Origin of the sequence: Streptomyces sp. MBT65 (assembly GCF_016612545.1) — a bacterium.
In the GTDB taxonomy this organism is placed as follows: Bacteria; Actinomycetota; Actinomycetes; order Streptomycetales; family Streptomycetaceae; genus Streptomyces.
In genome coordinates this window covers 1-25757 of record NZ_JAENRY010000169.1, presented here as the reverse complement: position 1 = coordinate 25757, position 25757 = coordinate 1, and the positions used below count along the sequence as shown (strand labels likewise).

Here is a 25757-nt window from a genome sequence, read left to right as displayed (position 1 = left end):
CCAGCACGTTGTTGATCTGGTTCGGGAAGTCGGACCGCCCCGTGGCGACGACCGCCGCGTACTTGTGCGCCACATCGGGGTGCACCTCGGGATCCGGGTTGGCCATGGCGAAGACGAAGGCGCCCTCGGCCATGGAAGCCACGGCAGGCTCCGGCACCGTACCGCCGGAGACTCCGATGAAGACGTCGGCACCTTCCAGCGCCGCTTCCAGCGTCCCGGAGAGTCCCGCCTTGTTGGTCAGCTCGGCCAGTTCCCGCTTGACCGGCGTGAGGTCGTCCCGGTCGCGCGAGACGATGCCCTTGCGGTCCGCGACGGCCACGTCACCGAGCCCCGCCTCCAGCAGGAACTTGGCGATGGCCACGCCGGCCGCGCCCGCGCCGGAGATGACGGCCCGCAGCTCGCCCAGCTCCCGCCCGGTCAGCTTCGCCGCGTTCCGCAGCGCCGCCAGCGTCACGATCGCCGTACCGTGCTGGTCGTCGTGGAAGACGGGAATGTCGAGCCGCTCCTGGAGCCTGCGCTCGATCTCGAAGCAGCGCGGCGCCGAGATGTCCTCCAGGTTGACGCCCCCGAAGGAGGGCGCGAGCCGCACGACGGTCTCGATGATCTCGTCGACGCCGGTGCAGTCCAGCGCGATCGGCACCGCGTCCACGCCGCCGAACTGCTTGAACAGGATCGCTTTGCCCTCCATGACCGGGAGGGAGGCCTCGGGACCGATGTCGCCGAGTCCGAGCACCGCCGTACCGTCGGTCACGACCGCGACCACGGACGACTTCCATGTGTAGTCGTGGACGAGTTCCGGCTGCTCGGCGATCGCGGTGCACACGCGCGCGACGCCGGGTGTGTACGCGAGGGACAGGTCGTCCTTGTCGCGGATCGGCACGGTGGCCTGCACGGCCATCTTGCCGCCGCGGTGCAGCGCGAACGCCGGATCGAAGGAATCGAGGGGCTCGGCCCCGCCGTCCTGATCCGTACTGCTGTCGCTGCGAGGATTGACGATCTCCGCTGCCACTTTGTCTTACCCCTTAGGTCTTCATTGATTTTGAGGGTGGCCACTCCCTGGTGAGGGGTGGGCGGGCACCGCGCAGGGCCCAGAGAGTTGATGCGTACGAGCACCTGCGCGACGGGCGCGCCGCACACGCGCCCTGAGCCCCGGATGAGGGGTGTAAAGAACCTTCTTACCGGACGGACGGCACCGAGGACGAGTCCAATAGGCGCAAGGTCACATCTCAGCCGCCGAGGGCGGAGGGACGGCGGAACGACGGCGGAGCGACGGCGGAACGCCGATCGATCACATCGTGAGACACGCCGAAGATCCTCCGGCCGGAACGAGTGATTCCAGCAGATGGTCCGTGATCAGGGCGTCTCGATGTACCGACCTGATGCGATTAGGGGGTCACCCGTTATCCGATTTTGACATGCCTGGTCCCCTGAATGGTTCAGTCCGAATGGCAAGATGCCCTAATCACACGAGGTCGCGACACCCGAAGGTGTGTGTTCTCGTCGACCCGTCGGCACCGCCATCCATCCGCCGGAGGAACCCACCATGACCGCACGCTTCACCCGTCGTACCACCGCCCCGCACACCCGGCTGGCAGCGGTCGGTGCGATCGCGGTCGCCTCCACCCTGCTGCTCGCCGGCTGTGGCGACCAGACGGACAAGAGCAGCGACAGCTCGGACTCGTCGTCGTCCTCCTCGGCGCCGCTCGCGAGCAAGCTCCCCGCCGACATCCGCAAGTCGGGTGTCATCGAGGTCGGCTCGGACATCGCCTACCCGCCGGTCGAATACATGGAGAGCGGCAAGGCCGTCGGCATCGACCCGGACATCGCGGACGCGCTCGGCAAGCAGCTCGGCGTGAAGTTCGAGTTCCAGAACGGCAAGTTCGACAACCTGATCGTGGGCCTCCAGGCCAAGCGCTTCCAGGTGCTCATGTCGGCGATGAACGACACCAAGGCCCGCCAGGACGGCGTGGACTCCGACACCGGCAAGAAGGTCGGCGACGGTGTCGACTTCGTCGACTACTTCACCGCCGGTACGTCGATCCTCGTCCAGAAGGGCAACCCGAAGGGCATCAAGTCGCTGGACGACCTGTGCGGCAAGGTCGTGGCCCTGCAGAAGGGCACCACGTCCGAGGGCATCGCCAAGACGCAGAGCAAGAAGTGCACGACCGACGGCAAGAAGGCCATCAGCCTGCAGACCTTCGACACCGACCCCGAGGCGCTGCTCCGCCTGAAGCAGGGCGCGTCCGTCGCCGACCTGAACGACTTCCCGGTGGCGGCGTACAACGCGAAGACCTCCAGCGGCGGCAAGGACTTCGAGGTCGTCGGCGACCAGATCGAGGCGGGTCCGTACGGCATCGCCGTCAGCAAGTCGAACACCCAGCTGCGCGACGCCCTCCAGGCCGCCCTCGCGGCGATCATGAAGAACGGCGAGTACACCAAGATCCTGCAGAAGTGGAACGTCACGGACGGCGCGGTGACCGAGGCCAAGATCAACGGCGGCTCCTGATCCACGCGACGTCGAAAGGCAGTCACCGTGACTGACATTGCCGACCAGGTCCCGCCACCCGCGCCCTCGGTCCCGCCCGAGCAGATCAAGGCCATCCCGGTGCGCCACTACGGCCGCTGGGTGGCCGGCGTGGTGGTCGTGGGCCTCGTGGTGCTGATCGGGATCGCGTTCTCCAACGCGAAGATCAACTACAGCGTGATCCCCGACTACCTCTTCGACCCGGGCATCGTGGCCGGCGCCTGGACCACGCTGTACATCTCGGTGCTCGCGATGCTCCTCGGCGTCGTACTCGGCGTGATCCTCGCCGTAATGCGACTGTCGGCGAACCCGGTCACCAGCACGGTGGCCTGGTTCTACATCTGGTTCTTCCGCGGCACCCCGGTCCTGGTCCAGCTCCTGCTCTGGTACAACATCTCGCTCGTCTTCCCCATCCTGAACCTGGGGTTCTACAAGGACGAGATGAACCAGGTGATGACGCCGGTCCTCACCGCGCTGCTGGGACTCGGCCTGAACGAGGCCGCGTACATGTCGGAGATCGTCCGGGCCGGCATCCAGTCGGTCGACGAGGGCCAGACGGAGGCGTCGCACGCGCTGGGCATGACCCAGGGCAAGACGCTGCGCAGGGTGGTCCTCCCGCAGGCGATGCGGGTCATCATCCCGCCGACGGGCAACGAGTTCATCAACATGCTCAAGACCTCGTCGCTCGCCTACGCCGTCCAGCTCCCGGAGCTGATCAAGAAGGCCACGGACATCTCCAGCACCTCGCTGGCGGTCGTCGAGATGTACTTCGTGGCGTGCATCTGGTACCTGTTCCTGACCACGGTCTTCAGCATCGGCCAGTACTACGTCGAGCGCCGTTACGCCCGTGGTTCGAGCCGTAGCCTGCCGCCGACCCCGCTGCAGCGGATGGGCAAGTACCTCCGCATGTTCGGCTCCTTCCGCCGCCCGGAGGTGGCCCGATGACCAAGCTCACCAAGGACATCGCCCCGAGCACCGGCGGGCATCCGATGGTCAAGGCCGAGGCCGTGCACAAGTCGTTCGGGCTCGCGCACATCCTCAAGGGCATCGACCTGGAGGTGAATCCGCGCGAGGTGTTCTGCCTGGTCGGCCCGTCCGGCTCCGGCAAGTCCACCTTCCTGCGGTGCATCAACCACCTGGAGAAGATCAACGCCGGGCGGCTGTACGTCGACGGCCGGCTGGTCGGCTACCGGCAGCAGGGCGACAAGCTCTACGAGCTCAAGGAACGGGAGGTATCGGCGCAGCGGCGGGACATCGGCATGGTGTTCCAGCGCTTCAACCTCTTCCCGCACATGACGGCGCTGGAGAACGTCATGGAGGCGCCGGTCCAGGTCAAGCGCGAGACGAAGGCCGTGGCACGGGAGCGGGCGCAGCAACTGCTGGACCGCGTGGGCCTCGGCGACCGGACGGGCCACTACCCGGCCCAGTTGTCCGGCGGCCAGCAGCAGCGCGTCGCGATCGCCCGGGCACTGGCGATGCAGCCGAAGCTGATGCTCTTCGACGAGCCGACCTCGGCCCTCGACCCGGAGCTGGTCGGCGAGGTGCTGGACGTGATGCGGGACCTCGCGGCGGACGGCATGACGATGATCGTCGTCACCCATGAGATGGGCTTCGCCCGCGAGGTCGGCGACTCGCTGGTCTTCATGGACGACGGAGTGGTGGTCGAGTCCGGCCACCCGCGCGAGGTCCTGGCGAACCCGCAGCACGAGCGGACCAAGTCCTTCCTCTCCAAGGTCCTTTAGCCGTACGAGAGTTGAGCGGGCGGTACGAGAGTCGAAGGGGCGGTACGAGNCTCGTACCGCCCCTTCGACTCTCGTACCGCCCCTTTCGCCTTCCCCTACCGCTGGCTCTTCATCAACAGCTCGGGATTCAGGGCCAGTTCACGCAGCTGGCTCTTGGTCAGCGGCGGGGACGCGAGCAAGGGGCCCAGCGAGTTCCGGCCCGTGAAGCTGGCGGTGTCGTCGACCTCGAGGGTGCCGCCCTTCTTCAGATAGCGCGTGTTTCCCCCTTGCGGGGGCCTACTTCAGCGCGAGCAGCAAGGTGTCGGCGGGCGAGCACCACACCGCCCGCGCCTCCCCGAACCCCTTCTCGCGCAGCACGCGCGCGTGCCATGCCTGCGAGGGCATCTCACCGTCCGCGTGGGCGCCGTAGATCTCGAAGCGGCGGGCCGTGGGTGCGGCCAGGACCGGGTCCTGGGCGGCGAGTTGCCACCACTCGGCCCAGTCGAGGGCGCCGTTCCTCATGGCCTGATCCATACGGGCCTGGCGCTGGGTGTGCTCGATCGCGTTGATCCGGGGCGTGCTGTCGTCGATCATGTGGTCGGCGTTCATGAAGACGCCGCCGTGGCGAACCAGATCGGCGAGTGTGCCGTAGAGAGCCGCGAGGGGTTCACTGCGCAGCCAGTGCAGGGCCGTGGCGGTCAGGACGGCGTCGTACGAGTCGTACGGCAGTGTCGTCGTCCACTCCGGGTCCTTGAGGTCGGCGGTGACGAAGGAGACCCGGTCGTCTCCCTCGAAGGTGCCGCGGGCGATGGCGAGGAGGGCGGGGTCGAGGTCGACCCCGGTGCTGGTGGCGTTCGGGAAGCGGGCCAGGAGCCGGGCCGTGATGCTGCCCGTGCCGCAGGCCAGGTCGAGGATGCGCGGCTCGGGGCCGACGGCGGCCTCGACCATGTCGAGCATGATCCGGAAGCGGTCCTCCCGGTCGGGCATGTACCACTCCTGCTGCCGGTCCCAGCTCTCCTGCCAGGCCTGCCAGTCCGTTCCGACACCGGTCGTCATGAGGACCCCCTGTCCACTCACTGTCGTAGTACCACTGCCGTAGCACCACCGCCGTAATACCCTGGAGGCACGATCAGCTGTTACCTGACCGCAGCCACGACAATAGAGCGCCTCCGTAAGGACTACAAGTGGAACTGGCCTATTACTCGGACTATGCCGTACGCCTCGTCAACACCGAGGAACCGGCGCGGGGCAAGGACGCCCTGACCTCGGTCGAGGCCGTGCGGGACCTGTTCGGCACCAACAAGGAGGCGGCCCGCCGCGCCGCCGACGCCGACGTCACCCGCTTCCGTTCGGTCCGGGCCCGGCTGCGGGCGGTCTTCGAGGCGGCCGACGGCGGCGACGAGACCCTCTCCGTGAACCTGCTGAACTCGCTCCTCCTCGAGTTCCCGGTCAGCCCGCAGATCTCCGGGCACAACTTCCGGGACGAGGACGGCCGTCCGCTGTGGCACATGCACCTCGCGGACCACCCGTCGAACGCGACGGCCGGCTACGCGGCGATCGCGGCGATGGGCCTGGCCTTCCATCTCACCGAGTACGGCGTCGACCGCCTCGGCCTGTGCGAGGCGGCGCCGTGCCGCAACGCCTACCTGGACACGTCGACGAACCGCTCCCGGCGCTACTGCTCGGACCGCTGCGCGACCCGCGCCAACGTGGCCGCCTACCGGGCCCGGAAGCGCCTGGAGGCCGGCCGGTCGGGGAACACGGGCCTGGCGGCGGAGACCACCCAGCGCGCCAGCGCGAGCGGCGACCGCTGACCGGGCTTGAGCGGCCGGTACCGGAACCGCACCTTGCCCAGCACCAGGTCCTCGGGCACGGTGCCGTAGTCGGTGCTGTCCCCGCCGGCGAACGTGTTGTCGCCGAGCACCCACCACCCCCCGTCGCGCCGCTCGACGGCCCGCTTGACGACCAGCAGATCCTGCTGGAACGGATGCCGCAGCACGACGACGTCCCCGGGCCTGACCCTGGCGCCGTACTGCACCACGAGCAGATCCCCGTGCAGCAGTGTCGGCACCATGGACGGCCCGGTCACCTCGGCCGTCCCGAAGGGCAGTACGGCCCTCCCGCGCTCGGTCTCCTGCGACAGCTCCGGCATCCCCGGCACCTCCCCGGTCCTATCCTCCACCAGTCTGAGTCCGACCCTGGACTTTTGTCCTAAGCCCATGGGGGCACTCGCGAAATCAGCTTCTCCAGGGAGTAATGTCCCACCTGAGAAGACGATCACGAGGAAGGAACGCTCCATGCTTTCCCGCCTGTTTGCCCCCAAGGTGAAGGTCAGCGCGCACTGCGACCTGCCCTGCGGTGTGTACGACCCGGCCCAGGCCCGCATCGAGGCGGAGTCGGTGAAGGCCGTGCAGGACAAGATGGCCGCCAACGACGACCCGCACTTCCAGGCGCGCGCCATCGTCATCAAGGAACAGCGCGCCGAGCTCGCGAAGCACCACGTCTCGGTGCTCTGGAGCGACTACTTCAAGCCCCCGCACTTCGAGAAGTACCCGGAGCTGCACCAGCTGGTCAACGACACCCTGAAGGCCCTCTCGGCCGCCAAGGCGTCCACCGACCCGGCGACGGGCCAGAAGGCGCTCGACTACATCGCCCAGATCGACAAGATTTTCTGGGAGACCAAGAAGGCCTGACACCCAGTCGGCCCGACCCGACCGGCGATCGGTGCACCATCGCAGGTCAGTGGGTATGGGGAAGGGGCTCCGCCGGTTCGCCGGCGGGGTCCCTTCGTCGTTCCCACGTCAGCGACGGCACCGTCATAAGCAACTGACCAGGCCGAGCACGGTGATCGGGCCGGTGTCGGTCATGAGGGGGCTGCCCGAGTCGCCCGTGCAGGTGCACCATGTCCGCGGCGACGAGCGCCACCACCACACCGGACGTGCGGACGTCCGAGGTCGCGTCGGCGAGTCCGACCTTCTCGACCACCACGTCATGCGCCCAGGGTGAGCGCCGGCAGCAGGGTGACTCCCGCCCTACTTCTTCCTGCGGGCGAGGAAGTTGTACGGATGACCGCCTCCGGGAGTTCCGCACAGGGCACGGGTCTGGTTGACCGTGTACGAGACCGTGGCCCATCTCACACGGAACGCAAAGTTCCAGACAGGACCGTCACCCCTCGGCAAACGCGCCCCTCGGCTCCGCCCGCACCCCGTGCCATCCTTGACCCCGTGAACCGCGACGACCTCGTACGGCTGCGCCAGGCCCGTGACCGGATGAACCGCGAGTACGCCGAGCCACTCGACATGGCCTCGATCGCGCGGACCGCGCTGATGTCACCGGGCCACTTCCAGCGCAGCTTCCGCGCCGCGTACGGGGAGACGCCGTACAGCTATCTCATGACCCGGCGGATCGAGCGGGCCAAGGCGCTGCTGCGGCGCGGCGACCTCAGTGTGACCGAGGTGTGCATGGCCGTGGGCTGTACCTCGCTCGGTTCGTTCAGCTCCCGCTTCACCGAACTGGTCGGCGAGACCCCCAGCGCCTACCGCGCCCGCTCCCACGAGGCGGGCGCGGTGATCCCGTCCTGCGTGGCCCGCACGTTCACCCGCCCGAACCGGGCGGGACCGCCGCCGCGGCCCTAGCCTGTCGTCCATGGATCTCAAACTCCGCCAGTGCTTCATCGCCGTCGACGACCACGACAAGGCGCTCGCCTTCTACTGCGACGTCCTGGAGCTGGAAATCCGTAACGACGTCGGTTTCGAGGGCATGCGGTGGGTGACCGTGGGGTCGCCGTTGCAGCCGGACGTGGAGATCGTCCTGGAGCCGCCGGCCGCGAACCCGGACGCCTCCCCCGCCGACAAGCAGGCCATGGCCGAACTGCTCGCCAAGGGCACCCTGCGCGGGGTCAACTTCACCACCGCCGACTGCGACGCCCTCTACGCCCGCGTCCAGGAGTCCGGCGCCGAGGTGGTCCAGGAGCCGACCGACCAGCCGTACGGCGTCCGGGACTGCGCGTTCCGCGATCCGGCCGGGAACATGCTGCGGTTCATGCAGCGCAGCGGGGACTGAAAATCCCGGGGCGGGTCGCGGCCTCCGGCTTACGATCACGCCATGACCATCCGCTGGACCTACGCCTTCGTCGACCGCCCGCGCGCGTTCCTCGACCCCGCCCGCACCTTCTGGACGGCCGTCACGGACACCCGGCTGTCCGAACCGCGCGGTGAGCAGGGGGAGTTCGTCACCCTGCTGGTGGAGGGGGCGGATCCCTGCGTGAAGGTCCAGGGGGTCGCGGCCGGCCCGGGCGGGGCTCATCTCGACTTCTCCGTCGAGGACGTGCCCGCGTTCGTGGACTCCGCGCTGCGGCTCGGCGCGGACACCGTCGCCGAGCACGAGGGCTGGGCCGTACTCCGGTCCCCCGCCGGGCAGTTGTTCTGCGCGGTCCCCTGGCACGGCGAGTCCGTCCGGCCGCCCGTCGTCGCCGGGAGCCGTCTCGACCAGGTGTCCCTCGACCTCGGCCCCGGCTCCTACGACGCCGAAGTCGCCTTCTGGAGCGCCCTGTTGCCCGACTGGACGTCACTGGCGGGCGCGCTCCCCGAGTTCCATGTGCTCAAGCCCCCGCCCGGCCTGCCGATCCGCATCCTGCTCCAGCGGCTCGGCGAGGAACGCCCCGCCGCCGCCCATCTCGACCTGGCCTGCGCGGACATCGACACGACCAGGGAACGGCACGAGCGGATCGGGGCGAGTGTCGTCTCCCACGGCACGCACTGGACGGTGATGCGGGATCCGGCCGGCGGTGTCTACTGCCTGACCGGCCGCGACCCGGAGACCGGCGGACTGCCCGGCCGCTCCTAGCGACTCATCCCGCCCACGTCTCCACCCCCACCACCGCGTCCACCGGAATCGGCCCGTAGATGTGCGGGAACTCCTCGCCGCCCGGCTCCGGCGCCTCGTACTTCAGCGGTGCGTCGAGCCGTGCCGGGTCCACGACCAGGACCACCAGCTCGTCGGGGCCGTCGTAGGAACCGTACAAAAAGGCTGCCACGCGGGGGAGTTGGGCGCGGGTCGAGCAGTGGATGAAGCCCTCCTCCTGGAGGGTGCGGCCACGGGTCGACCACTCGTAGACCCCGCGCTCGCGGGCCGCGTCCCACAGGGCGCGCTCGGTGATGTGGAGGATGGTGGCGGTGGTGGATTCGGATTCCGGCATACGGCCACGCTACGGCCCCCGCGGCAGCGTCCGCTACGACCTCGGTTCGCGCCACATCGGGTACATGCGCGGGCCGTCCGGCAGGTCGAGGGTGGTGTCGGTGAACTCGTAGCCGAGCCGCTCGTACAGCTTGGTGCTGCGTTCGCTGCTCGCCTCCAGGTACGCGGGCAGGCCCTCCCGGTCGCAGCGCTCCAGGACGTACCGGATGAGCGCGGCCCCGAGGCCCTCACCCTGCCGGGCCGGCGTCACGGCGATCATCCACAGGTACTCGTGGGCCCGCCCGGCGGGATGCCCCTCCGCCATGAGCCGCGCGATCGTCTCGACCCGCTCGTTGTCCGGATCCACCAACTCCCGCAGCCCTACGGCCTCGTCCTCCCCCTCCGCCGCGTGCGCCTCACCCGGCACCGACAGCCACAGCGCGCAGGCCGCGCCGTCCTCGGCGAGGTCGATACGGCCGTCGGCGAACACGGCGTCGGCGAAGGCCGCCATCAGCCGGTGGTGGGTCGCACGCCGGTACTCGGCGTCGGGGAAGACCCAGCCACTCACCGGATCGTCCTGGAAGGCCTCGTCCAGCAGCCGGACTATCAGCTCCCGGTCACCCGCGCCCGCCGCCCGGATCGCCACGCCCATGTCCCGCCCCCATGTCTCAACAGTCGTATTCCGTACGGGTGTTGAGCCTATCCGGATTTCGGCACGGGGAAATGGGCCCCGCGCACCGTGGGGATGCGCGGGACCCTCCGGTCCGGAGCCCGGTCGCCGGGCGGAGTCAGGGCCGCACGGTTCCCGAAGGCTCCGGAGTCCTCAACTGCTGCGCCGGGTCACGAACTCGGCCAGCGCGAGCAGACCGCCCGCGTCCTGCGGATCCGGGATCGCCCGGGCCAGCTCCTGCACGGCCCGCGCCATCCGGTCGGCCGCCTGGGCCTGCGCCCAGTCCCGGCCGCCCGCCCGCTCGACGGCGAGCGCGGTGCGCTCCAACTCCCCTTCCTCGTACGGCAGTCCGTACAGCTCCGCGAGTTCGGCGGCCGCCGGTGTGCCCGAGGCGAGGGCGGCGACCACGGGCAGGGACTTCTTGCGTACGGCGAGATCGGCGCCGGCCGGTTTGCCGGTGCGGCCGGGGTCGCCCCATATCCCGATGACGTCGTCGATCAGCTGGAAGGCGAGCCCGGCCTGGCGGCCGAACGCGTCCAGCGCCTCGACGTCCTCGGCGGCCGCTCCCGCGTACAGCGCGCCCACCGCGCAGGCGCAGCCGAGCAGCGCGCCGGTCTTGGCCTCGGCCATGGCGAGCACCTCGTCGAGGGTGACCTCGCCGGGGGCGCGCTTCTCCATGGCGGTGTCCGCGTGCTGGCCCTCGCACAGTTCGACGACACAGTCCGCGAGCCGGGCCGCGGCGGCCGCGGACGCCGGGTGCGGATCCTCGGCGAGCAGTCGCAGCGCCAGCGCCTGGAGCGCGTCCCCGGCGAGGATCGCGTCGGGGTCGCCGAACACGGTCCACGCGGTGGGCCGGTGTCTGCGGGTCGTGTCCCGGTCCATCACGTCGTCGTGCAGCAGGGTGAAGTTGTGGATCAGCTCCACCGCCGCGGCGGCCCGCAGCGCGCTCGCCCGCGCCCGCTCGCCGCCGAGTGCGGTGGCGGCGGACAGGACGAGGGCGGGGCGGATCGCCTTGCCCGCGTTGCCCGCCGCCGGGGTGCCGTCCGCGTGCTCCCACCCGAAGTGGTAGAGCGCGATCCGGCGCATCGAGCCGGGCAACGAGTCGATCGCCGAGCGCAGTTCGGGGTCGACGGACGCCCTGGCCCCCTCCAGGATCACCGCCGCCTCGTGCCCGTCGAGCGGCGGGGTGCCGCCGGGCGTCCGCGTCCCGTCGAGGGGCGGTGTCCCACCGGCGGGCTCTTGCGTCTCCGTCCTGATCTCGGCCATGGGGTCCCCCTCGGAGAATCCGCGGACGGTGACACCTGCGCTGCGACCGGTCGGCTGCGACCGGGGTGTCCCCGCCCTTGCGGGCGGGGACACCGCGTCCAACTGCTGAAACGTCACCTCCAGCGGCCGATCTCGACGTTCTCCAGAACGCCGAGGGCGTCCGGCACGAGAACCGCCGCCGAGTAGTAGGCCGTCACGAGGTACTTGATGATCGCCTGTTCGTTGATGCCCATGAAGCGCACCGACAGGCTCGGCTCGATCTCGTCCGGGATGCCGGCCTGCTGGAGGCCGATGACGCCCTGGTCGGCCTCGCCGGTACGCAGGGCGATGATCGAGGTGGTCCGCCGGTCGCTGACCGGGATCTTGTTGCACGGGTAGATCGGCACCCCGCGCCAGGTCGGGATGCGGTTGCCGCCGACCTCGATGGACTCCGGGACCAGTCCGCGCTTGTTCAGCTCGCGGCCGAACGCGGAGATCGCGCGCGGGTGGGCGAGCAGCATCCTGGTGCCGCGCCGCCTGCTGAGCAGTTCGTCCAGGTCGTCCGGGCTGGGCACCCCGTCGTGCGGCTGGAGCCGCTGGTCGTACTCGCAGTTGTTGAGCAGGCCGAACTCGCGGTTGTTGATCAGCTCGTGCTCCTGGCGCTCCTTCAACGCCTCGACGGTGAGACGGAGTTGCTGCTCCGTCTGGTTCATCGGCTGGTTGTAGAGATCGGCCACGCGCGAGTGGATGCGCAGGACGGTCTGGGCGACGCTCAGTTCGTACTCGCGCGGCCGGGCGTCGTAGTCGACGAACGTGTGCGGGATGTCCGGCTCGCCGGAGTGCCCCGAGGCGAGGTCGATGGACTTCTCGCCGTACTTGTTGGTGCGCTGCTCGGGGATCGCGCGCAGCTGCGCGAGGTGTTCGCGCAGGGTGTCGGAGCGCTCCGCGACCTGCTCGACGTCCCCTCGGGCCAGGATCAGCACCGTGCAGGCGGTGTCCGCGCGGGCCGTGTACTCCCAGATCGCCTCCGGGTCGAGCAGCGCCTGCTCGCCGAAGTAGGCGCCGTCGGCGAGGACCCCGAGGACCGTGTCGTCGCCGTACGGGCCGGTGCCGACCTTCTCCACCCTGCCGTGCGCCAGCAGGTACACCTCGTCGGCCTGGCCGCCGAACGACGCGATCGCCTCCCCCGGGGCGTACTCGCGCTGCCGGCAGCGGGTGGCCAGCTCCGAGAGCACCTCCTCGTCCTCGTAGTCCCGCAGCGCGGGCAGTTCGCCGAGCTCCGCGGGGATGACCTCGACGCGGTCGCCGGTCTTCACGAATGTCACCCGGCCGTCGCCCACGGAGTAGCTCAGCCGTCGGTTCACCCGGTATGTGCCACCCTGCACGTTCACCCACGGGAGCATGCGCAGCAGCCAGCGGGAGCTGATCTCCTGCATCTGCGGCGCGGACTTCGTGGTGGTGGCCAGGTTCCGCGCAGCCGCCGTGCCAAGGCTCTGCTGCGGCTTGTTCTGCTCCGCGCGGACCTCTTCGCCTACCGACATAGAGAAATGCCCTCCCCATTCATGCCGGGCCTGTGCGCCCGGCATCGTTCTCGCGCACCAGCCTTCCTCACTCAGCGTGCCGGTGGTATTACCCGAAAGAGCGGGAATGGATCTTCACCTGCTGGGCACGGGGGCTGTTTACGTCGAATGTTGTTCGAGTTGCCGCCGGGGCCCCCGGTGTCCGGATCGGCTCGCACGCCGTACGAACAAGTCGTCCGTACCGGATTTTTTCTGTACAAGCGGCGATAACAGACGGCCGTGCACGTCGGCCGTCGCACAGCACGAAGGAGGCGTCATGGCCTCACCCATGTCCGCGGGCGGTTTCCTGGACGCACTGCGGGACGAAGGCGTCACGGTCGTCGAGGTCGGCGACTGGAAGCACCACAACCGCAACCACAAGGGCCCGTGGGGGCCCGTCCACGGCGTGATGATCCACCACACGGTCACCAGCGGCAGCGCGCGCACGGTGGAGCTGTGCCGCGAGGGCCGCGAGGACCTGCCCGGCCCGCTCTGCCACGGCGTCATCACCAAGGACGGCACCGTCCACCTGGTCGGCTACGGCCGCGCCAACCACGCGGGCCTCGGCGACGACGACGTGCTGCGCGCGGTGATCGCCGAGAAGGCGCTGCCGCACGACAACGAGGCCAACACCGACGGCAACCGGCACTTCTACGGCTTCGAGTGCGAGAACCTCGGCGACGGCGAGGACCCGTGGCCCAAGGCCCAGTTGGAGGCGGTCGAGAAGGTCGCCGCGGCGATCTGCCGCCACCACGAGTGGTCGGAGCGGTCGGTGATCGGGCACCTGGAGTGGCAGCCCGGGAAGGTGGACCCGCGCGGGTTCTCGATGGCTTGGCTGCGCGAGCAGGTCCGCGACCGGCTGAAGTGACCCCCGGGGGGACACCACCGCCCCGGGTGACAATGGTGCCGTGACCAGCCCCGACCTCGCCGCCCTACGGCCCCGGCTGCCGTCGCCGGTGGAGGAGATCGCGGACGGGCGCTTCGGCCGGCACGGCGTCCGGCTGCTGCTCAAGCGGGACGACCTGATCCACCCGGACCTGATCGGCAACAAGTGGCGCAAGCTCGCGCCGAATCTCGCGGCGGCGGCCGGACGTACGGTCGTGACGTTCGGCGGCGCCTACTCCAACCACCTGCGCGCCACCGCCGCCGCGGGCCGCCTCCTGGGTCTGCCCACGGTCGGCGTGGTCCGCGGCCAGGAGCTGTCCGACCGCCCGCTCAACCCGTCCCTGGCCCGGTGCGCGGCCGACGGGATGCGCCTGCACTTCGTCGACAGGTCGACCTACCGGCGCAAGACCGAGCCCGAAGCGCTGGCCGGCATCCTGCGCGAGGTGGACGCGGCGGACGCGTACGTGGTGCCCGAGGGCGGCAGCAACTCCCTTGCCGTACGCGGCTGCCGGGCCCTCGGCGAAGAACTGCGCGCGCGTGCCGACGTCGATGTCGTCGCCCTCGCCTGCGGCACCGGCGGCACACTGGCCGGACTGGCCGCCGGACTCGCCCCCGACCAGCGGGTATTGGGGATCCCGGTCCTCAGGGGCGGCTTCCTGAGCACCGATGTCACCGCCCTTCAGGAGCGCGCCTTCGGTGGCCCGCGGGGCGACTGGTCGCTCGACGAGCGCTTCCATTTCGGCGGCTACGCGCGCGTGCCGACCGAACTCGACGCCTTCGCCGGGGACTTCGAGCAACGGCACGGGCTGCCCGTCGAGCGTCTCTATGTCGCCAAGTTGCTGTACGGACTTGTCGCCCTGGCGGAGGAAGGGGCCTTCCCGCGCGGAAGCACGGTCGCCGCTGTCGTCACGGGGCGGCCGTTCCCGTAGCGTCCCGCCGAGCGGCAGGGGTACCTGGCGGATCAAGTCGCGGGAAAGCGCTGGTAGTTGACCGGCGCACCGGTGAGGAGGGCTGGGCGCGTGCGGCTGCGGCAAGGTGGGGGAAGACCCCAGCATCTGCGGTTGCGGCCGCGGGCGACGCGGAATCCCGGCGAGTGACGACAACGACGGCCGGGGCCCCTCGCGCTTGAATCAGCGGGGACCGGGTGCCACACCCCGCGTCCGCGGCGTGCCGCCGGTCGCCTACGCCCCTTGTCCCGCGGCCCCGGCTTCGCTCGACCGGGAGGGGCCCCATCGCGTCGCCGCACCCCGCCGCTTCGCCACCGCACGCACCGCACCTCGCTCACCGACGCGCCCGCCAACTACCTCCGATCCCCTGCGACTTGACCCGCCGAACAGGCCCTACGCCGCCTCCCGATAAGCCGCCGCCTCCTCCAGGTCCAGCCTGCGCAGCAGGGTGCGGAGCATCTCGTCGTCGATGTAGCGGCCGTCGCGCAGGCGCACGAACATCGAGCGTTCGGCGCTGATCATCTCGCGGGAGAGGCGGCGGTAGGTGTCGTCGACGGTCTCGCCGGTGACGGGGTTGGTCGCGCCGAGGCGCTCCCAGACGGCGTTGCGGCGGCGCTCCAGGACCTCGCGGAGGCGGTCGGCGAGCGGTGGCGGGAGGGCGTTGCGTTCGTCCTCCAGAAGGGCCTCCAGGCGCTTTTCGGCGACCCGGGAGGCCTGGGCCTGGGCGTTGGCCTCGGCGAGCGTCTCGGCCTGCTGGTCGCGGCCGGGGAATTTCAGCAGCCGGATGATCGGGGGCAGGCTCAGTCCCTGCACCACCAGGGTCCCGATGACGGTCGTGAAGGTCAGGAACAGGATGAGGTTGCGCTGCGGGAAGGGGTCTCCGCCGTGCACGGTGAGCGGGATCGAGAAGGCGATGGCCAGCGAGACCACGCCTCTCATGCCGGCCCACGCGGTGGTCATCGCCCCCTTCCAGGTGGGGCTGTCCTCGCGCTCCCTGATCCGCGCCGACAGGATGCGGGGAATGAAGGCCGCGGGATACACCCACACGAACCGGGTCACGACGACCACCAGGAAGACGGCGATCGCGTACCAGGCGGCGTCCAGGCCCCGGTACTCCCCAAGGCCCTTGAGGACCACCGGCAGTTGCAGCCCGATCAGGGCGAACACCGCCGACTCCAGGACGAAGGCGACCATCTTCCAGACGGCCTCCTCCTGGAGGCGGGTCGCGAAATCGACCTCCCACGCGCGGTGGCCCAGGTAGAGCGCCACGACCACCACGGCGAGCACCCCGGAGGCATGCACCTGCTCGGCGACCGCGTAGGCGACGAACGGGATCAGCAGGGACAGCGTGTTCTGCAGCAGCGCCTCCTTGAGGTGGGTGCGCAGCCAGTGGATCGGCACCATCAGGAGGAGCCCGATCCCGACCCCGCCGACGGCCGCGAGCAGGAACTCCCCGATGCCGCCGGCCCAGGTCGCGCCCTCGCCGATCGCGGCCGCGAGGGCCACCTTGTAGGCGGTGATCGCGGTGGCGTCGTTCAGCAGGGACTCGCCCTGGAGGATCGTCGTGATCCGCGAGGGCAGTCCCACCCGCCGGGCCACCGCCGTCGCCGCGACCGCGTCCGGCGGCGCCACCACCGCGCCCAGCACCAGCGCCGCGGTCAGCGGCAGCCCCGGCACGATCACATAGGCGGCCCAGCCGACGACGAACGTGGCGAAGAGCACGTAGCCGACCGACAGCAGTGCCACGGGCCGCACTTGGGCCCGCAGATCGAGGTACGAGCTGTCGGTGGCCGAGGTGTACAGCAGCGGGGGCAGCAGCAGCGGCAGGACGACCTCCGGGTCGAGGGTGTAGTCGGGCACCCCCGGGACGTACGAGACGACCAGTCCGACCGCGACCAGCAGCAGCGGCGCCGGCACCGGGGTGCGCCGGGCCGCGGCGGCCACCACGGCGCTGCCCGCCACCAGCAACAGCAGTGGCATCACGTCCATCGTCCTCGCCCGCCCTCGTTTTTCCGCGCGGCCAACCGCACAGCCGTCGTAATCTGGCAATCATGAAACAGTGCACGCACGCCGACGCGCTGCCGCTTCCGGAACCGAAGCCCCAGAGCGAGACCTGCCTCGAGTGTCTGGCGGCCGGCACCCATCCCGTGCAGCTGCGACTCTGCCTCTTCTGCGGCAACGTCGCCTGCTGCGACTCCTCGCCGCTGCGCCACGCGACAGCACATCACAAGGAATCCGGGCATCCGGTGATGCGGACCTACGAACCCGGTGAGAGCTGGCGCTGGTGCTTCGTGGACCATGTTCTTCTGTGACACGGCCTTCTGTGACACGGTCTTCTGCGACCCCGTTTTCCGGCCGTCTGTTTCCCGCCCGTTTCGACGGTTCGACCGTCTGACGTCTGGGTACGTCAACCCGGCGCGCGCTCTTCCCAATTGGGCCCGCAGGACCCCTAGCCACGGAGCGTATCCGTAGGTTTACTATGAGTGACAGCATGGGGTTGGGGTCCCGGGGACAGGAAAGTTCGGAGCGCGGTAGCGTCACCGCTGAACCAAGTATCGCGTTACCCCGGGGGGCGACCCCTGGGCCCCCGAAAGAGCTTGTACCACCTTGGAGGTGAGGGTGTCCCAGATCGCAGGCGAGCCCGCGACCCAGGACTTCGTGGAAGTCCGGCTGCCGGCTGCGGGTGCCTACCTGTCGGTGCTGCGTACGGCCACGGCCGGCCTCGCGGCCCGTTTGGACTTCACCCTCGACGAGATCGAGGACCTTCGCATCGCGGTGGACGAGGCGTGCGCGATCCTGCTCCAGCAGGCCGTGCCGGGCTCGGTGCTCAGCTGTGTCTTCCGCCTCGTGGACGACTCGCTCGAAGTCACCGTCTCCGCCCCGACGACGGACGGTCACGCCCCCGCGCGCGACACCTTCGCCTGGACCGTGCTCTCGGCCCTCGCGGGCAAGGTCTCATCGGCAGTCGACGAGGACAAGACCGTTTCGATCAGCCTCTACAAACAGCGCGGCGCGGGACCCGGGCCGGCGTGAGGAACGGGGACGGGCCGGTGCGGGACGAAGAGCGCGGCACACGGGAGCTGCCGGCCGAGGGCGGCGCCCTCGTGCCACGCGGCCAGATCCCCGAACAGGCCCGGCCGCACCCGGAGGAAGAACCCTCGGAGGCCGGTGTGACGGACGACGGTCAACGTGAGCAGGACGGTGCCGTGCGTATTGGTGGGGTCTCCCCCGTTGCCGGGGGTCCCCCCGCTCCGACTGAGTCGAGCGTGGGGGAGGAGGCGAAAGCTCAGGAAGGGGCGACGGGCCAGGCGATGAGCGAGCACGAGCGGGACGACGTGGCGGGCACCCAGAGTGTGCAGGTCACCCGGCACGACCCCCAGGACCGCAGCGGAGCGCGCGCACTCTTCATCGAGCTGCGCACGCTCAACGACGGCAGCGTCGAGTACGCGGAGCTGCGCAACCGGCTGGTCCGTATGCACCTGCCGCTCGTCGAGCACCTCGCGCGCCGCTTCCGAAACCGCGGCGAGCCGCTGGACGACCTGACCCAGGTCGCCACCATCGGCCTGATCAAGTCGGTCGACCGCTTCGACCCGGAGCGCGGTGTCGAGTTCTCGACGTACGCGACCCCGACGGTCGTCGGCGAGATCAAGCGGCACTTCCGTGACAAGGGCTGGGCGGTGCGCGTCCCGCGCAGGCTCCAGGAGCTGCGCCTGTCGCTGACCACGGCGACGGCGGAGCTCTCGCAGCGGCACGGCCGCTCCCCCACGGTCCACGAGCTGGCCGAGAAACTGGGCATCTCGGAGGAGGAGGTCCTGGAGGGCCTGGAGTCGGCGAACGCCTACTCCACGCTGTCCCTGGACGTCCCCGACACGGACGACGAGTCGCCGGCGGTCGCGGACACCCTGGGCGCGTACGACGAGGCCCTGGAGGGCGTCGAGTACCGCGAGTCGCTCAAGCCGCTCCTGGAGGACCTGCCGCCGCGGGAGAAGCGGATCCTGCTGCTGCGCTTCTTCGGCAACATGACGCAGTCGCAGATCGCGCAGGAGGTCGGCATCTCGCAGATGCACGTGTCCCGGCTGCTGGCCCGGACACTGGCACAGTTGCGGGAGAAGCTCCTCGTCGAGGAGTGAGACCTGCCGTGCGAGACCGGAGAGCGGTCAGCTCTTCGGCTCCTCGGTTCCACGACCGGGCCCTCGGATTCCGAGGGCCTGTGTCGTCGCCGGGTTCACCAGCAGCACCAGCGCGCCGATCGCGACCACCGCGAGCGCGATACCGGCCGGGATGGCCACGCTGTCGGCCCGGAGCAGGTTGTAGGCCACGGGCAGCGCCATGATCTGGGTGATGACGGCCGGGCCCCGGCTCCAACCGCGCAGGCCCAGCAGTCCGCGCGTGGCCAGCAGCGGCAGCAGCGCCAGCACCACCAGGGTCACTCCCCCGGTCACGGCCTGCTGGCGGTCGTCCGGTTCGCCGGTGAGACCCAGGACGAGCATCCACACCCCGGCGACGGCCAGCGCGAGACCCTCGACGGCGACGAGGACCGCCGCGTAGGTCAGCCGGCGCGGACGGATCGCGTCGGGGCCGTCGGTCTCCGGGGCGGGGGTCTGCTCAGCACTCACCCCAGAAGGGTAGCCCTCGGAAAACGGCCCCAGGTGTTCAGGCTCACGCCCTCTCCTCTTACCCAACCCCTACCTCGGTATGGGACGAGTACCCCCCAGTAGGTACGCTGCAACTCATGCGTGCACTTCTCGTGGTCAATCCGGCGGCAACCACCACAAGCGCACGTACGCGCGACGTCCTGCTCCACGCGCTCGCCAGCGAGATGAAGCTGGAGGCCGTCACCACGGAGTACCGGGGCCACGCGCGCGACCTCGCCCGGCAGGCCGCGGAGAGCGGCAACGTCGACCTGGTGGTGGCCCTCGGCGGCGACGGCACGGTCAACGAGGTCGTCAACGGCCTGCTGCACACCGGCCCCGACCCCGAGCGCCTGCCCGGCCTCGCGGTGGTCCCCGGCGGCTCCACCAACGTCTTCGCCCGCGCCCTCGGTCTGCCCAACGACGCCGTGGAGGCGACCGGCGCCATCCTCGACGCCCTGCGCCAGGGCAGCGAGCGCACGGTCGGCCTGGGGCTGACCTCCGGGACACCGGGCACCGAGGACGAGGCGGTGCCCTCGCGCTGGTTCACCTTCAACGCCGGGCTCGGGTTCGACGCCGGGGTGGTCGGGCGGGTCGAGCAGCAGCGGGAGCAGGGCAAGAAATCCACCCACGCGCTCTATGTGCGTCAGGTGGTCCGGCAGTTCCTCGGCGAGCAGCACCGCCGGCACGGGACGATCACGCTTGAGCAGCCCGGCGCGGACCCGGTCACCGATCTGGTGGTGGCCATAGTCTCGAACACCTCGCCCTGGACGTATCTCGGCAATCGCCCGATGTACACGTCACCTAAGGCGTCGTTCGATAAAGGCCTCGACGTACTCGGTCTCAGCCGCCTGTCCAGCGCCGCGGTTGCCCGGTATGGCACCCAGTTGCTCACTTCGTCCCCCGAACGCGGACCCCACGGCAAGCACGCTGCGGCTCTGCACGACCTGAGCGAGTTCACCTTGCATTCGAAGGTCCCGTTGCCCCTCCAGATGGACGGCGACCACCTCGGACTGCGTACGAGCGTGACGTTCACAGGCGTACGCCGTGCACTGCGTGTGATTGTGTGAGCAGAAAGGGCTGAAGTCCTTTCACTCGAACGTTTAGACCAGGGTCCACCCCATGGAAGTACGGCTGTGACCTAGTCGACACCGAGGAATCAAAAAAAACTTTCCGGTAGGGGTTGTATCCGCCGCTGAGGTTTGCGAGTCTCTACGTGGCGATCGAGACGGCCCGCAACACCGGCCTCCACGGATCACCGGAACCCCTCTTCAATCCACAGGACCCCGCCAGTGAACCTGGCGTTCGGCCCTTCACTTGTTGAGGGATTCGTGAAAGCGTTCACATTCACAAGCAACCCGCACGTAATACCAAGGAGAGGTAGCAGCCATGGACTGGCGTCACAACGCCGTTTGCCGCGAGGAAGACCCCGAGCTCTTCTTCCCCATCGGCAACACCGGTCCTGCGCTGCTGCAGATCGAGGAAGCCAAGGCCGTCTGCCGTCGCTGTCCCGTTATGGACCAGTGTCTGCAGTGGGCGCTCGAGTCCGGCCAGGACTCCGGCGTCTGGGGTGGTCTCAGCGAGGACGAGCGCCGCGCCATGAAGCGCCGCGCCGCTCGCAACCGTGCCCGTCAGGCCTCCGCCTGACGCCCACCCTGCTAACAGCCTGAGCTTGGCGGCGCGTACAGCGAGTACGCATCTCCCGCCCCCGAGCCGCAGCGCGCAGTACCCCCGATGCGCATAGCAACGAGCGACTGGCCCCGGATCATCACTTGATCCGGGGCTCTTTGCTGTTCACATACCGCTGTTCACATACCGCTGTTCACATGCGGGGCTTTCACATGCAGGCAGGCCTAAAGCTGTTCAGGTCCGCGCGTGTGAAGGTCGTGTGCGGGTACGTCACTTGTGCGCCTGCACCGGCACATCCAGGATCACCCGGGTCCCCCGCTCCGGCCCCGGCACCATGTCGAACGTACCGCCCAACTCGCCCTCCACCAGCGTCCGTACGATCTGCAGGCCCAGGTTGCCGGAGCGGTGCGGGTCGAATCCTTCGGGGAGTCCTACGCCGTCGTCCTGCACGGTGACCAGGAGGCGGGCGTCCTTCGCGTTGCCGCCGCGCACCGCCGACACCTCGACCGTGCCGGTCTCGCCCTCGCGGAAGCCGTGTTCCAAGGCGTTCTGCAGGATCTCGGTGAGGACCATGGAGAGCGGGGTGGCGACCTCGGCGTCCAGTATTCCGAAGCGTCCGCTGCGCCGGCCGGTGACCTTGCCCGGGGAGATCTCGGCGACCATCGCGAGCACCCGGTCGGCGATCTCGTCGAACTCCACGCGCTCGTCCAGGTTCTGGGACAGCGTCTCGTGGACGATCGCGATCGAACCGACCCGGCGTACGGCCTCCTCCAGGGCCTCCCGGCCGCGCTCCGACTCGATCCGGCGGGCCTGGAGCCGCAACAGGGCGGCGACCGTCTGGAGGTTGTTCTTCACCCGGTGGTGGATCTCCCGGATGGTCGCGTCCTTGGTGATCAACTCCCGCTCGCGACGCCGCAGTTCGGTGACGTCCCGGAGCAGTACCAGGGAACCGATGCGGGTGCCCTTGGGTTTGAGCGGGATCGCCCGGAACTGGATCACCCCGTCACGGGCCTCGATCTCGAACTCGCGCGGTGCCCAGCCACTGGCGAGCTTGGCGAGCGCCTCGTCCACCGGGCCCCGGGTGGGGGCGAGTTCGGCCGTGGTGGTGCCCAGCGGCTGGCCGACGAGGTCGGTGGCGAGGCCCATGCGGTGGTAGGCGGAGAGGGCGTTGGGCGAGGCGTACTGCACGATGCCGTCGCCGTCGAGGCGGATCAGTCCGTCGCCGACGCGCGGCGAGGCGTCCATGTCGACCTGCTGGTTCGGGAACGGGAAGGAACCGGCCGCGATCATCTGCGCGAGGTCCGACGCGCTCTGCAGATAGGTGAGTTCGAGGCGGCTCGGGGTGCGCACGGTGAGCAGATTGGTGTTGCGCGCGATGACACCCAGGACGCGCCCGTCCCGTCGTACCGGAATCGACTCGACCCGGACGGGGACCTCTTCGCGCCACTCCGGGTCGCCCTCGCGGACGATGCGGCCCTCGTCCAGGGCCGCGTCCAGCATGGGGCGGCGGCCGCGGGGGACGAGGTGGCCGACCATGTCGTCCTGGTACGAGGTGGGGCCGGTGTTCGGGCGCATCTGGGCGACGGAGACATAGCGGGTGCCGTCGCGCGTGGGGACCCACAGGACCAGGTCGGCGAAGGAGAGGTCGGAGAGCAGCTGCCACTCCGAGACCAGCAGGTGGAGCCACTCGAGGTCGGAGTCGTCGAGTGCGGTGTGCTGGCGTACGAGTTCGTTCATGGAGGGCACGTCTGCGAGCGTACCCGCCGGTCTGTACCTGTCCTAAAAACACCCGCGGGCCGCGGCGCCTGAGAGGGACCCTCAGCCCTCTCGGCACCGCAGCCCGGAGCAGCAACGGCCACGGGGTGTGCGGTCCCGATCGGCCGATGGATGAGGAGCCGGGGCAGTCAGGGCAGAGAGCCTCGGTTCCTCGATCCGTCTTCCTGTGCGGGGAAGACGGAGGCTTACGCCTTAACACATTGTGGACTAGACCACATGTGGTGTCCATGCTTTGGCAGCTGTGGGAAGCCTAACGGTGTCGGGTCCTGTGCGGGACTGGTTGGTCATGCGAATTTCCATGGCCAGTACATGGGACACGGCTTCAGCGGGTCTCCGTCACCTTGGCCAGGGCGCGCGGGGCGTCCGGGTCCTGGCCGCGGGCGATGGTGACCTCGTAGGCGAGGAGCTGGAGGGGGAGGATCTCCAGGATGGGCTGAAGCTCCTCGGGGACGCCCTCGACGGGCAGGACGAAGCCGGCCGAGGCCTGTTCCACCTGGCCGGACGGGCCGATGACGACCAGGTCGGCGCCCCGGCCGCGCAGCCGGTCGAGCACGGGCTGGAGGGCGGCGCCGCCCTTGCCGTCGGTCACCACCGCGATGACCGGGGAGACGTTGTCGACCATCGCGAGGGGGCCGTGCAGGAGGTCGGCGCCGGAGTAGGCGAGAGCGGGGATGTAGCTGGTCTCCATCAGTTTGAGAGCGGCTTCCTTGGCGGTGGGGTATCCGTAGCCGCGGGACGTGATCACCATGCGTTCGGCGAAGCGGTAGCGGGAGGCGAGGGTGCGGACCTCGTCCTGGCGGGCGAGGAGCTGCTCGGCGAGGTCGGGCAGCGCCTTGGCCGCGGCGCCGTCGCCGCCGCGCAGACCCTCGACGAAGAGGTAGAGCGCGAGGAGGGAGGCCGTGTACGTCTTGGTCGCGGGGAGCGCCTTCTCCGGGCCGGCCATGACGTCGACGTGGTACTCGGACACGGCGGCCAGCGGTGAGTCCGGGTTGTTGGTCACCGCGACCGTGATCGCGCCGGCCTCGCGGGCGGCACGGGTCGAGGCGACCAGGTCCGGGGAGCCGCCGGACTGGCTGACGGTGACGACGAGGACGTCGGTCAGGTCGGGGCGGGCGCCGTAGGCCGTGGTGGTCGACATGGAGGTGAGCCCGCAGGGCAGGCCGAGGCGGATCTCCAGGAGGTACTTCGCGTAGAGCGCGGCGTTGTCGGAGGTACCGCGGGCGGTGAGCAGCACGAAGCGGGGCCTACGAGCGGCGACCTCCTGGGCGACCTGACGGATGCGCGGGGCACCCTCGTCGAGGATGCGACGCAGGACGGCGGGCTGTTCTGCCATCTCGCGGGCCATGATCCGGCCGGGGAGTTCGGTGTCGGGGGCCGGGGGTGTGGCGGTCATGCGGGGTCCTCCGGAGGTCGGCTGGGGCTGTGGTGCGGTGTCCATTTCACCCCGTCTGCGGAAGGTGCGCCTCTGTTGGGCGGTTACCGGTTTTCGGACGGGCCGCGAACTCTGGGAGGCAGGAGCCTCCTCTGTTAGATTGGTGCGCGGATTGGTCTAAACCACACAGCACCTCCGGGCTCCTCGAAGCCCCCTCTGCAGAACGGCAGGCCAGCGTGGAAGTTGTCATCGTTCCGGACGCCAAGTCGGGCGGCGAGCTGATCGCCGAGGCCATGGCACAACTGCTCCGGCGCAAGCCGGACGCCCTGCTCGGCGTGGCCACCGGGTCGACGCCGCTGCCCATCTACGAGGCGCTCGCGGCGAAGGTCCGCGCCGGGGCCGTGGACACCTCGCGGGCGCGGATCGCGCAGCTCGACGAGTACGTGGGGCTGCCCGCCGAGCACCCGGAGTCGTACCGTTCCGTGCTGCGGCGCGAGGTGCTGGAGCCGCTCGGGGTCGGGATGGACTCCTTCTTCGGGCCGGACGGGACCGCCGAGGACGTGCTGGGCGCGTGTGAGGCGTACGACCGGGCGCTGGGCGAGGCGGGCGGGGTGGACCTGCAGATACTCGGGATCGGGACCGACGGGCACATCGGGTTCAACGAACCGTGCTCGTCGCTGGCCTCGCGGACCCGGATCAAGACGCTGACCGAGCAGACGCGGGTGGACAACGCGCGGTTCTTCGACGGTGACATCGAGCAGGTCCCGCACCACGTGATCACGCAGGGCATCGGCACGATCCTGGAGGCCCGGCACCTGGTGCTGCTCGCGACCGGCGAGGGCAAGGCGGACGCGGTCGCCGCGACCGTGGAGGGACCGGTCGCCGCGGTGTGCCCTGCCTCGGCACTCCAGTTGCACCGGCATGCGACGGTCGTGGTCGACGAGGGCGCCGCGTCCAAGCTGAAGCTCGCGGACTATTTCCGGCACACCTTCGTCAACAAGCCGGACTGGCAGGGGATCTGAGGAGCCGGGGTCTCAACAGGGCTGACCTGCGGGGGACCTGAGGAGCCGGGGTCTCAACAGGCCTGACCTGCGGGAGACCTGAGGCGCGGGGCACCGAACAAGCCGCGTCCGCAAGGGATCTGGGGGCGGGAACCCGAACAAGCCATGCCCGTAAGGGATCCGGGGCCCGGGGGACCCGAACAAGCCACACCCGTAAGAGACCTGAGGCCCGGGTGCCTCAACAGGGCCGACCCGCAAGGGAATCCAAGGCGCCGGCCCCTCTTACCCCCGCGTACATGCCGGTGCCGGGCCCCCTCGTGGAGGGCCCGGCACCGGTGTATTCGGAGGTGGTCGCCCGGGTCGGGGTCGCTCCCCCGGCCCACGGTCACGATCCGGCGATGACCTCCGCCGCCGCGTGGCCGCAGACGCGGGCCGCGCCGTGAGTCGCGATGTGGAGGGCGCCTCGGGGCGGGGCCTGCGGTACGCCCATCTCCACCACTACGGTGTCGGGCCGGGCCGCCAGCACGGTGTCGAGAGCGGCCGCCATCCACGGATGCCGATGCTCGTCCCGCACCACGACGACGATCCGCCGCCCCCCGGCCGCGTCCAGCGCCCTCTGCCC

General features: G+C 69.9%; 28 protein-coding genes and 1 pseudogene. 17 read left to right on the top strand and 12 right to left on the bottom strand.

Features of this window, described 5'->3' with window-relative positions; all coding sequences use genetic code 11:
- Positions 1-1009 (bottom strand): NADP-dependent malic enzyme (locus JHN63_RS32100; protein ID WP_200687236.1); only part of this gene is annotated, 1009 nt, incomplete at its 3' end.
- 534 nt (positions 1010-1543) lie between these two features.
- Between JHN63_RS32100 and JHN63_RS32095 the strand changes: the two genes are divergently transcribed.
- From JHN63_RS32095 to JHN63_RS32085, 3 genes are read left to right on the top strand one after another with little or no spacing between them, the layout of a single operon-like run.
- Positions 1544-2506 carry an ABC transporter substrate-binding protein gene (locus JHN63_RS32095; RefSeq protein ID WP_200687234.1) on the top strand — a complete coding sequence of 321 codons (963 nt, stop codon included), beginning with the start codon at positions 1544-1546 and terminating at the stop codon, positions 2504-2506.
- A gap of 27 nt (positions 2507-2533) precedes the next feature.
- Positions 2534-3469: an amino acid ABC transporter permease gene (locus JHN63_RS32090; protein ID WP_200687232.1), complete on the top strand. Its 936-nt coding sequence runs from the start codon at positions 2534-2536 to the stop codon at positions 3467-3469.
- Positions 3466-4266, top strand: coding sequence for an amino acid ABC transporter ATP-binding protein (locus tag JHN63_RS32085; RefSeq protein WP_307782028.1), 801 nt, complete (start codon positions 3466-3468; stop codon positions 4264-4266). Before JHN63_RS32090 ends, JHN63_RS32085 begins: the two co-directional genes overlap by 4 nt.
- A 276-nt stretch (positions 4267-4542) precedes the next feature.
- On the opposite strand, the gene JHN63_RS32080 is transcribed toward JHN63_RS32085, so the two are convergent.
- On the bottom strand, positions 4543-5301 hold the full coding sequence (locus JHN63_RS32080; RefSeq protein WP_200687230.1) for a class I SAM-dependent methyltransferase: 759 nt from the start codon (positions 5299-5301) through the stop codon (positions 4543-4545).
- A 128-nt stretch (positions 5302-5429) separates the two neighbouring features.
- On the opposite strand from JHN63_RS32080, the gene JHN63_RS32075 reads away from it, so the two are divergent.
- Positions 5430-6059, top strand: a complete 630-nt coding sequence (locus JHN63_RS32075; RefSeq protein ID WP_200687228.1) for a CGNR zinc finger domain-containing protein — start codon at positions 5430-5432, stop codon at positions 6057-6059.
- On the opposite strand, the gene sodX is transcribed toward JHN63_RS32075, so the two are convergent.
- Positions 5963-6397: a nickel-type superoxide dismutase maturation protease gene (gene sodX, locus JHN63_RS32070; protein WP_200687226.1), complete on the bottom strand. Its 435-nt coding sequence runs from the start codon at positions 6395-6397 to the stop codon at positions 5963-5965. The two genes, JHN63_RS32075 and sodX, sit on opposite strands and share 97 nt — an antisense overlap.
- 145 nt (positions 6398-6542) lie before the next feature.
- Between sodX and sodN the strand changes: the two genes are divergently transcribed.
- The 5 genes from sodN (at position 6543) to JHN63_RS32045 (ending at position 9090) form a co-directional block, all read left to right on the top strand.
- Positions 6543-6938, top strand: coding sequence for a superoxide dismutase, Ni (gene sodN, locus JHN63_RS32065; protein ID WP_019058247.1), 396 nt, complete (start codon positions 6543-6545; stop codon positions 6936-6938).
- Between the two features lie 172 nt (positions 6939-7110).
- Positions 7111-7251, top strand: a complete 141-nt coding sequence (locus JHN63_RS32060) for a hypothetical protein (protein WP_200687224.1) — start codon at positions 7111-7113, stop codon at positions 7249-7251.
- A gap of 218 nt (positions 7252-7469) precedes the next feature.
- Complete coding sequence (locus tag JHN63_RS32055; protein WP_200687222.1) at positions 7470-7880, top strand: helix-turn-helix transcriptional regulator; 411 nt, start codon at positions 7470-7472, stop codon at positions 7878-7880.
- A 10-nt stretch (positions 7881-7890) separates the two neighbouring features.
- Positions 7891-8307, top strand: a complete 417-nt coding sequence (locus JHN63_RS32050) for a VOC family protein (RefSeq protein WP_019072193.1) — start codon at positions 7891-7893, stop codon at positions 8305-8307.
- A gap of 42 nt (positions 8308-8349) precedes the next feature.
- Entirely contained in the window at positions 8350-9090 is a 741-nt protein-coding gene (locus JHN63_RS32045) for a VOC family protein (RefSeq protein ID WP_200687220.1), read from the top strand.
- A gap of 4 nt (positions 9091-9094) precedes the next feature.
- Here JHN63_RS32045 and JHN63_RS32040 read toward each other — a convergent pair whose 3' ends face one another.
- The 4 genes from JHN63_RS32040 to JHN63_RS32025 all read right to left on the bottom strand — a co-directional run bounded on the left by JHN63_RS32040 (position 9095) and on the right by JHN63_RS32025 (position 12876).
- The gene (locus JHN63_RS32040; RefSeq protein WP_200687218.1) at positions 9095-9442 is read right to left on the bottom strand and encodes a DUF952 domain-containing protein; all 348 of its coding nucleotides are present in this window, start codon (positions 9440-9442) and stop codon (positions 9095-9097) included.
- A 33-nt stretch (positions 9443-9475) separates the two neighbouring features.
- Complete coding sequence (locus JHN63_RS32035; protein ID WP_200687216.1) at positions 9476-10072, bottom strand: GNAT family N-acetyltransferase; 597 nt, start codon at positions 10070-10072, stop codon at positions 9476-9478.
- 171 nt (positions 10073-10243) lie between these two features.
- Entirely contained in the window at positions 10244-11356 is a 1113-nt protein-coding gene (locus JHN63_RS32030) for a family 2 encapsulin nanocompartment cargo protein polyprenyl transferase (protein WP_200687214.1), read from the bottom strand.
- A 113-nt stretch (positions 11357-11469) separates the two neighbouring features.
- Complete coding sequence (locus JHN63_RS32025; protein WP_200687212.1) at positions 11470-12876, bottom strand: family 2B encapsulin nanocompartment shell protein; 1407 nt, start codon at positions 12874-12876, stop codon at positions 11470-11472.
- Between the two features lie 295 nt (positions 12877-13171).
- On the opposite strand from JHN63_RS32025, the gene JHN63_RS32020 reads away from it, so the two are divergent.
- Positions 13172-13762, top strand: a complete 591-nt coding sequence (locus tag JHN63_RS32020; RefSeq protein WP_200687210.1) for an N-acetylmuramoyl-L-alanine amidase — start codon at positions 13172-13174, stop codon at positions 13760-13762.
- 40 nt (positions 13763-13802) lie between these two features.
- A complete protein-coding gene (locus JHN63_RS32015) occupies positions 13803-14708 on the top strand; it encodes a 1-aminocyclopropane-1-carboxylate deaminase/D-cysteine desulfhydrase (RefSeq protein ID WP_200687208.1) in 906 nt (301 codons plus the stop codon).
- A 411-nt stretch (positions 14709-15119) separates the two neighbouring features.
- Here the strand turns inward: JHN63_RS32015 and JHN63_RS32010 are convergent, their stop codons facing one another.
- Positions 15120-16715 (bottom strand): Na+/H+ antiporter, encoded by a 1596-nt coding sequence (locus tag JHN63_RS32010; RefSeq protein WP_200687207.1) that lies wholly within the window; start codon positions 16713-16715, stop codon positions 15120-15122.
- Positions 16716-16777: 62 nt separating this feature from the next.
- On the opposite strand from JHN63_RS32010, the gene JHN63_RS32005 reads away from it, so the two are divergent.
- From JHN63_RS32005 to JHN63_RS31995, 3 genes are all read left to right on the top strand, one after another.
- Positions 16778-17038, top strand: a complete 261-nt coding sequence (locus JHN63_RS32005; protein ID WP_200687205.1) for a UBP-type zinc finger domain-containing protein — start codon at positions 16778-16780, stop codon at positions 17036-17038.
- A gap of 307 nt (positions 17039-17345) precedes the next feature.
- On the top strand, positions 17346-17759 hold the full coding sequence (locus JHN63_RS32000) for an anti-sigma regulatory factor (RefSeq protein WP_019058277.1): 414 nt from the start codon (positions 17346-17348) through the stop codon (positions 17757-17759).
- Entirely contained in the window at positions 17756-18856 is a 1101-nt protein-coding gene (locus JHN63_RS31995; RefSeq protein WP_200687203.1) for an RNA polymerase sigma factor SigF, read from the top strand. The genes JHN63_RS32000 and JHN63_RS31995 overlap by 4 nt, the downstream gene beginning before the upstream one ends.
- Before the next feature lie 27 nt (positions 18857-18883).
- Here JHN63_RS31995 and JHN63_RS31990 read toward each other — a convergent pair whose 3' ends face one another.
- Complete coding sequence (locus JHN63_RS31990; protein ID WP_200687201.1) at positions 18884-19342, bottom strand: hypothetical protein; 459 nt, start codon at positions 19340-19342, stop codon at positions 18884-18886.
- A gap of 116 nt (positions 19343-19458) precedes the next feature.
- On the opposite strand from JHN63_RS31990, the gene JHN63_RS31985 reads away from it, so the two are divergent.
- Together JHN63_RS31985 and JHN63_RS31980 are read left to right on the top strand one after the other, a co-directional pair.
- On the top strand, positions 19459-20427 hold the full coding sequence (locus JHN63_RS31985; RefSeq protein WP_200687199.1) for a diacylglycerol kinase family protein: 969 nt from the start codon (positions 19459-19461) through the stop codon (positions 20425-20427).
- Positions 20428-20746: 319 nt separating this feature from the next.
- Positions 20747-21004: a WhiB family transcriptional regulator gene (locus tag JHN63_RS31980; protein WP_006142322.1), complete on the top strand. Its 258-nt coding sequence runs from the start codon at positions 20747-20749 to the stop codon at positions 21002-21004.
- 252 nt (positions 21005-21256) lie between these two features.
- Here JHN63_RS31980 and JHN63_RS31975 read toward each other — a convergent pair whose 3' ends face one another.
- Both JHN63_RS31975 and JHN63_RS31970 read right to left on the bottom strand, forming a co-directional pair.
- On the bottom strand, positions 21257-22723 hold the full coding sequence (locus tag JHN63_RS31975) for a sensor histidine kinase (RefSeq protein ID WP_200687238.1): 1467 nt from the start codon (positions 22721-22723) through the stop codon (positions 21257-21259).
- A 361-nt stretch (positions 22724-23084) separates the two neighbouring features.
- Entirely contained in the window at positions 23085-24155 is a 1071-nt protein-coding gene (locus JHN63_RS31970; protein ID WP_200687197.1) for an SIS domain-containing protein, read from the bottom strand.
- 215 nt (positions 24156-24370) lie between these two features.
- Here JHN63_RS31970 and nagB point away from each other — a divergent pair, with 215 nt between their 5' ends.
- The gene (gene nagB / locus JHN63_RS31965; RefSeq protein WP_200687195.1) at positions 24371-25156 is read left to right on the top strand and encodes a glucosamine-6-phosphate deaminase; all 786 of its coding nucleotides are present in this window, start codon (positions 24371-24373) and stop codon (positions 25154-25156) included.
- Between the two features lie 364 nt (positions 25157-25520).
- Here nagB and JHN63_RS31960 read toward each other — a convergent pair.
- Positions 25521-25757: pseudogene (locus tag JHN63_RS31960) on the bottom strand (glycoside hydrolase family 3 protein); the annotation flags it as partial.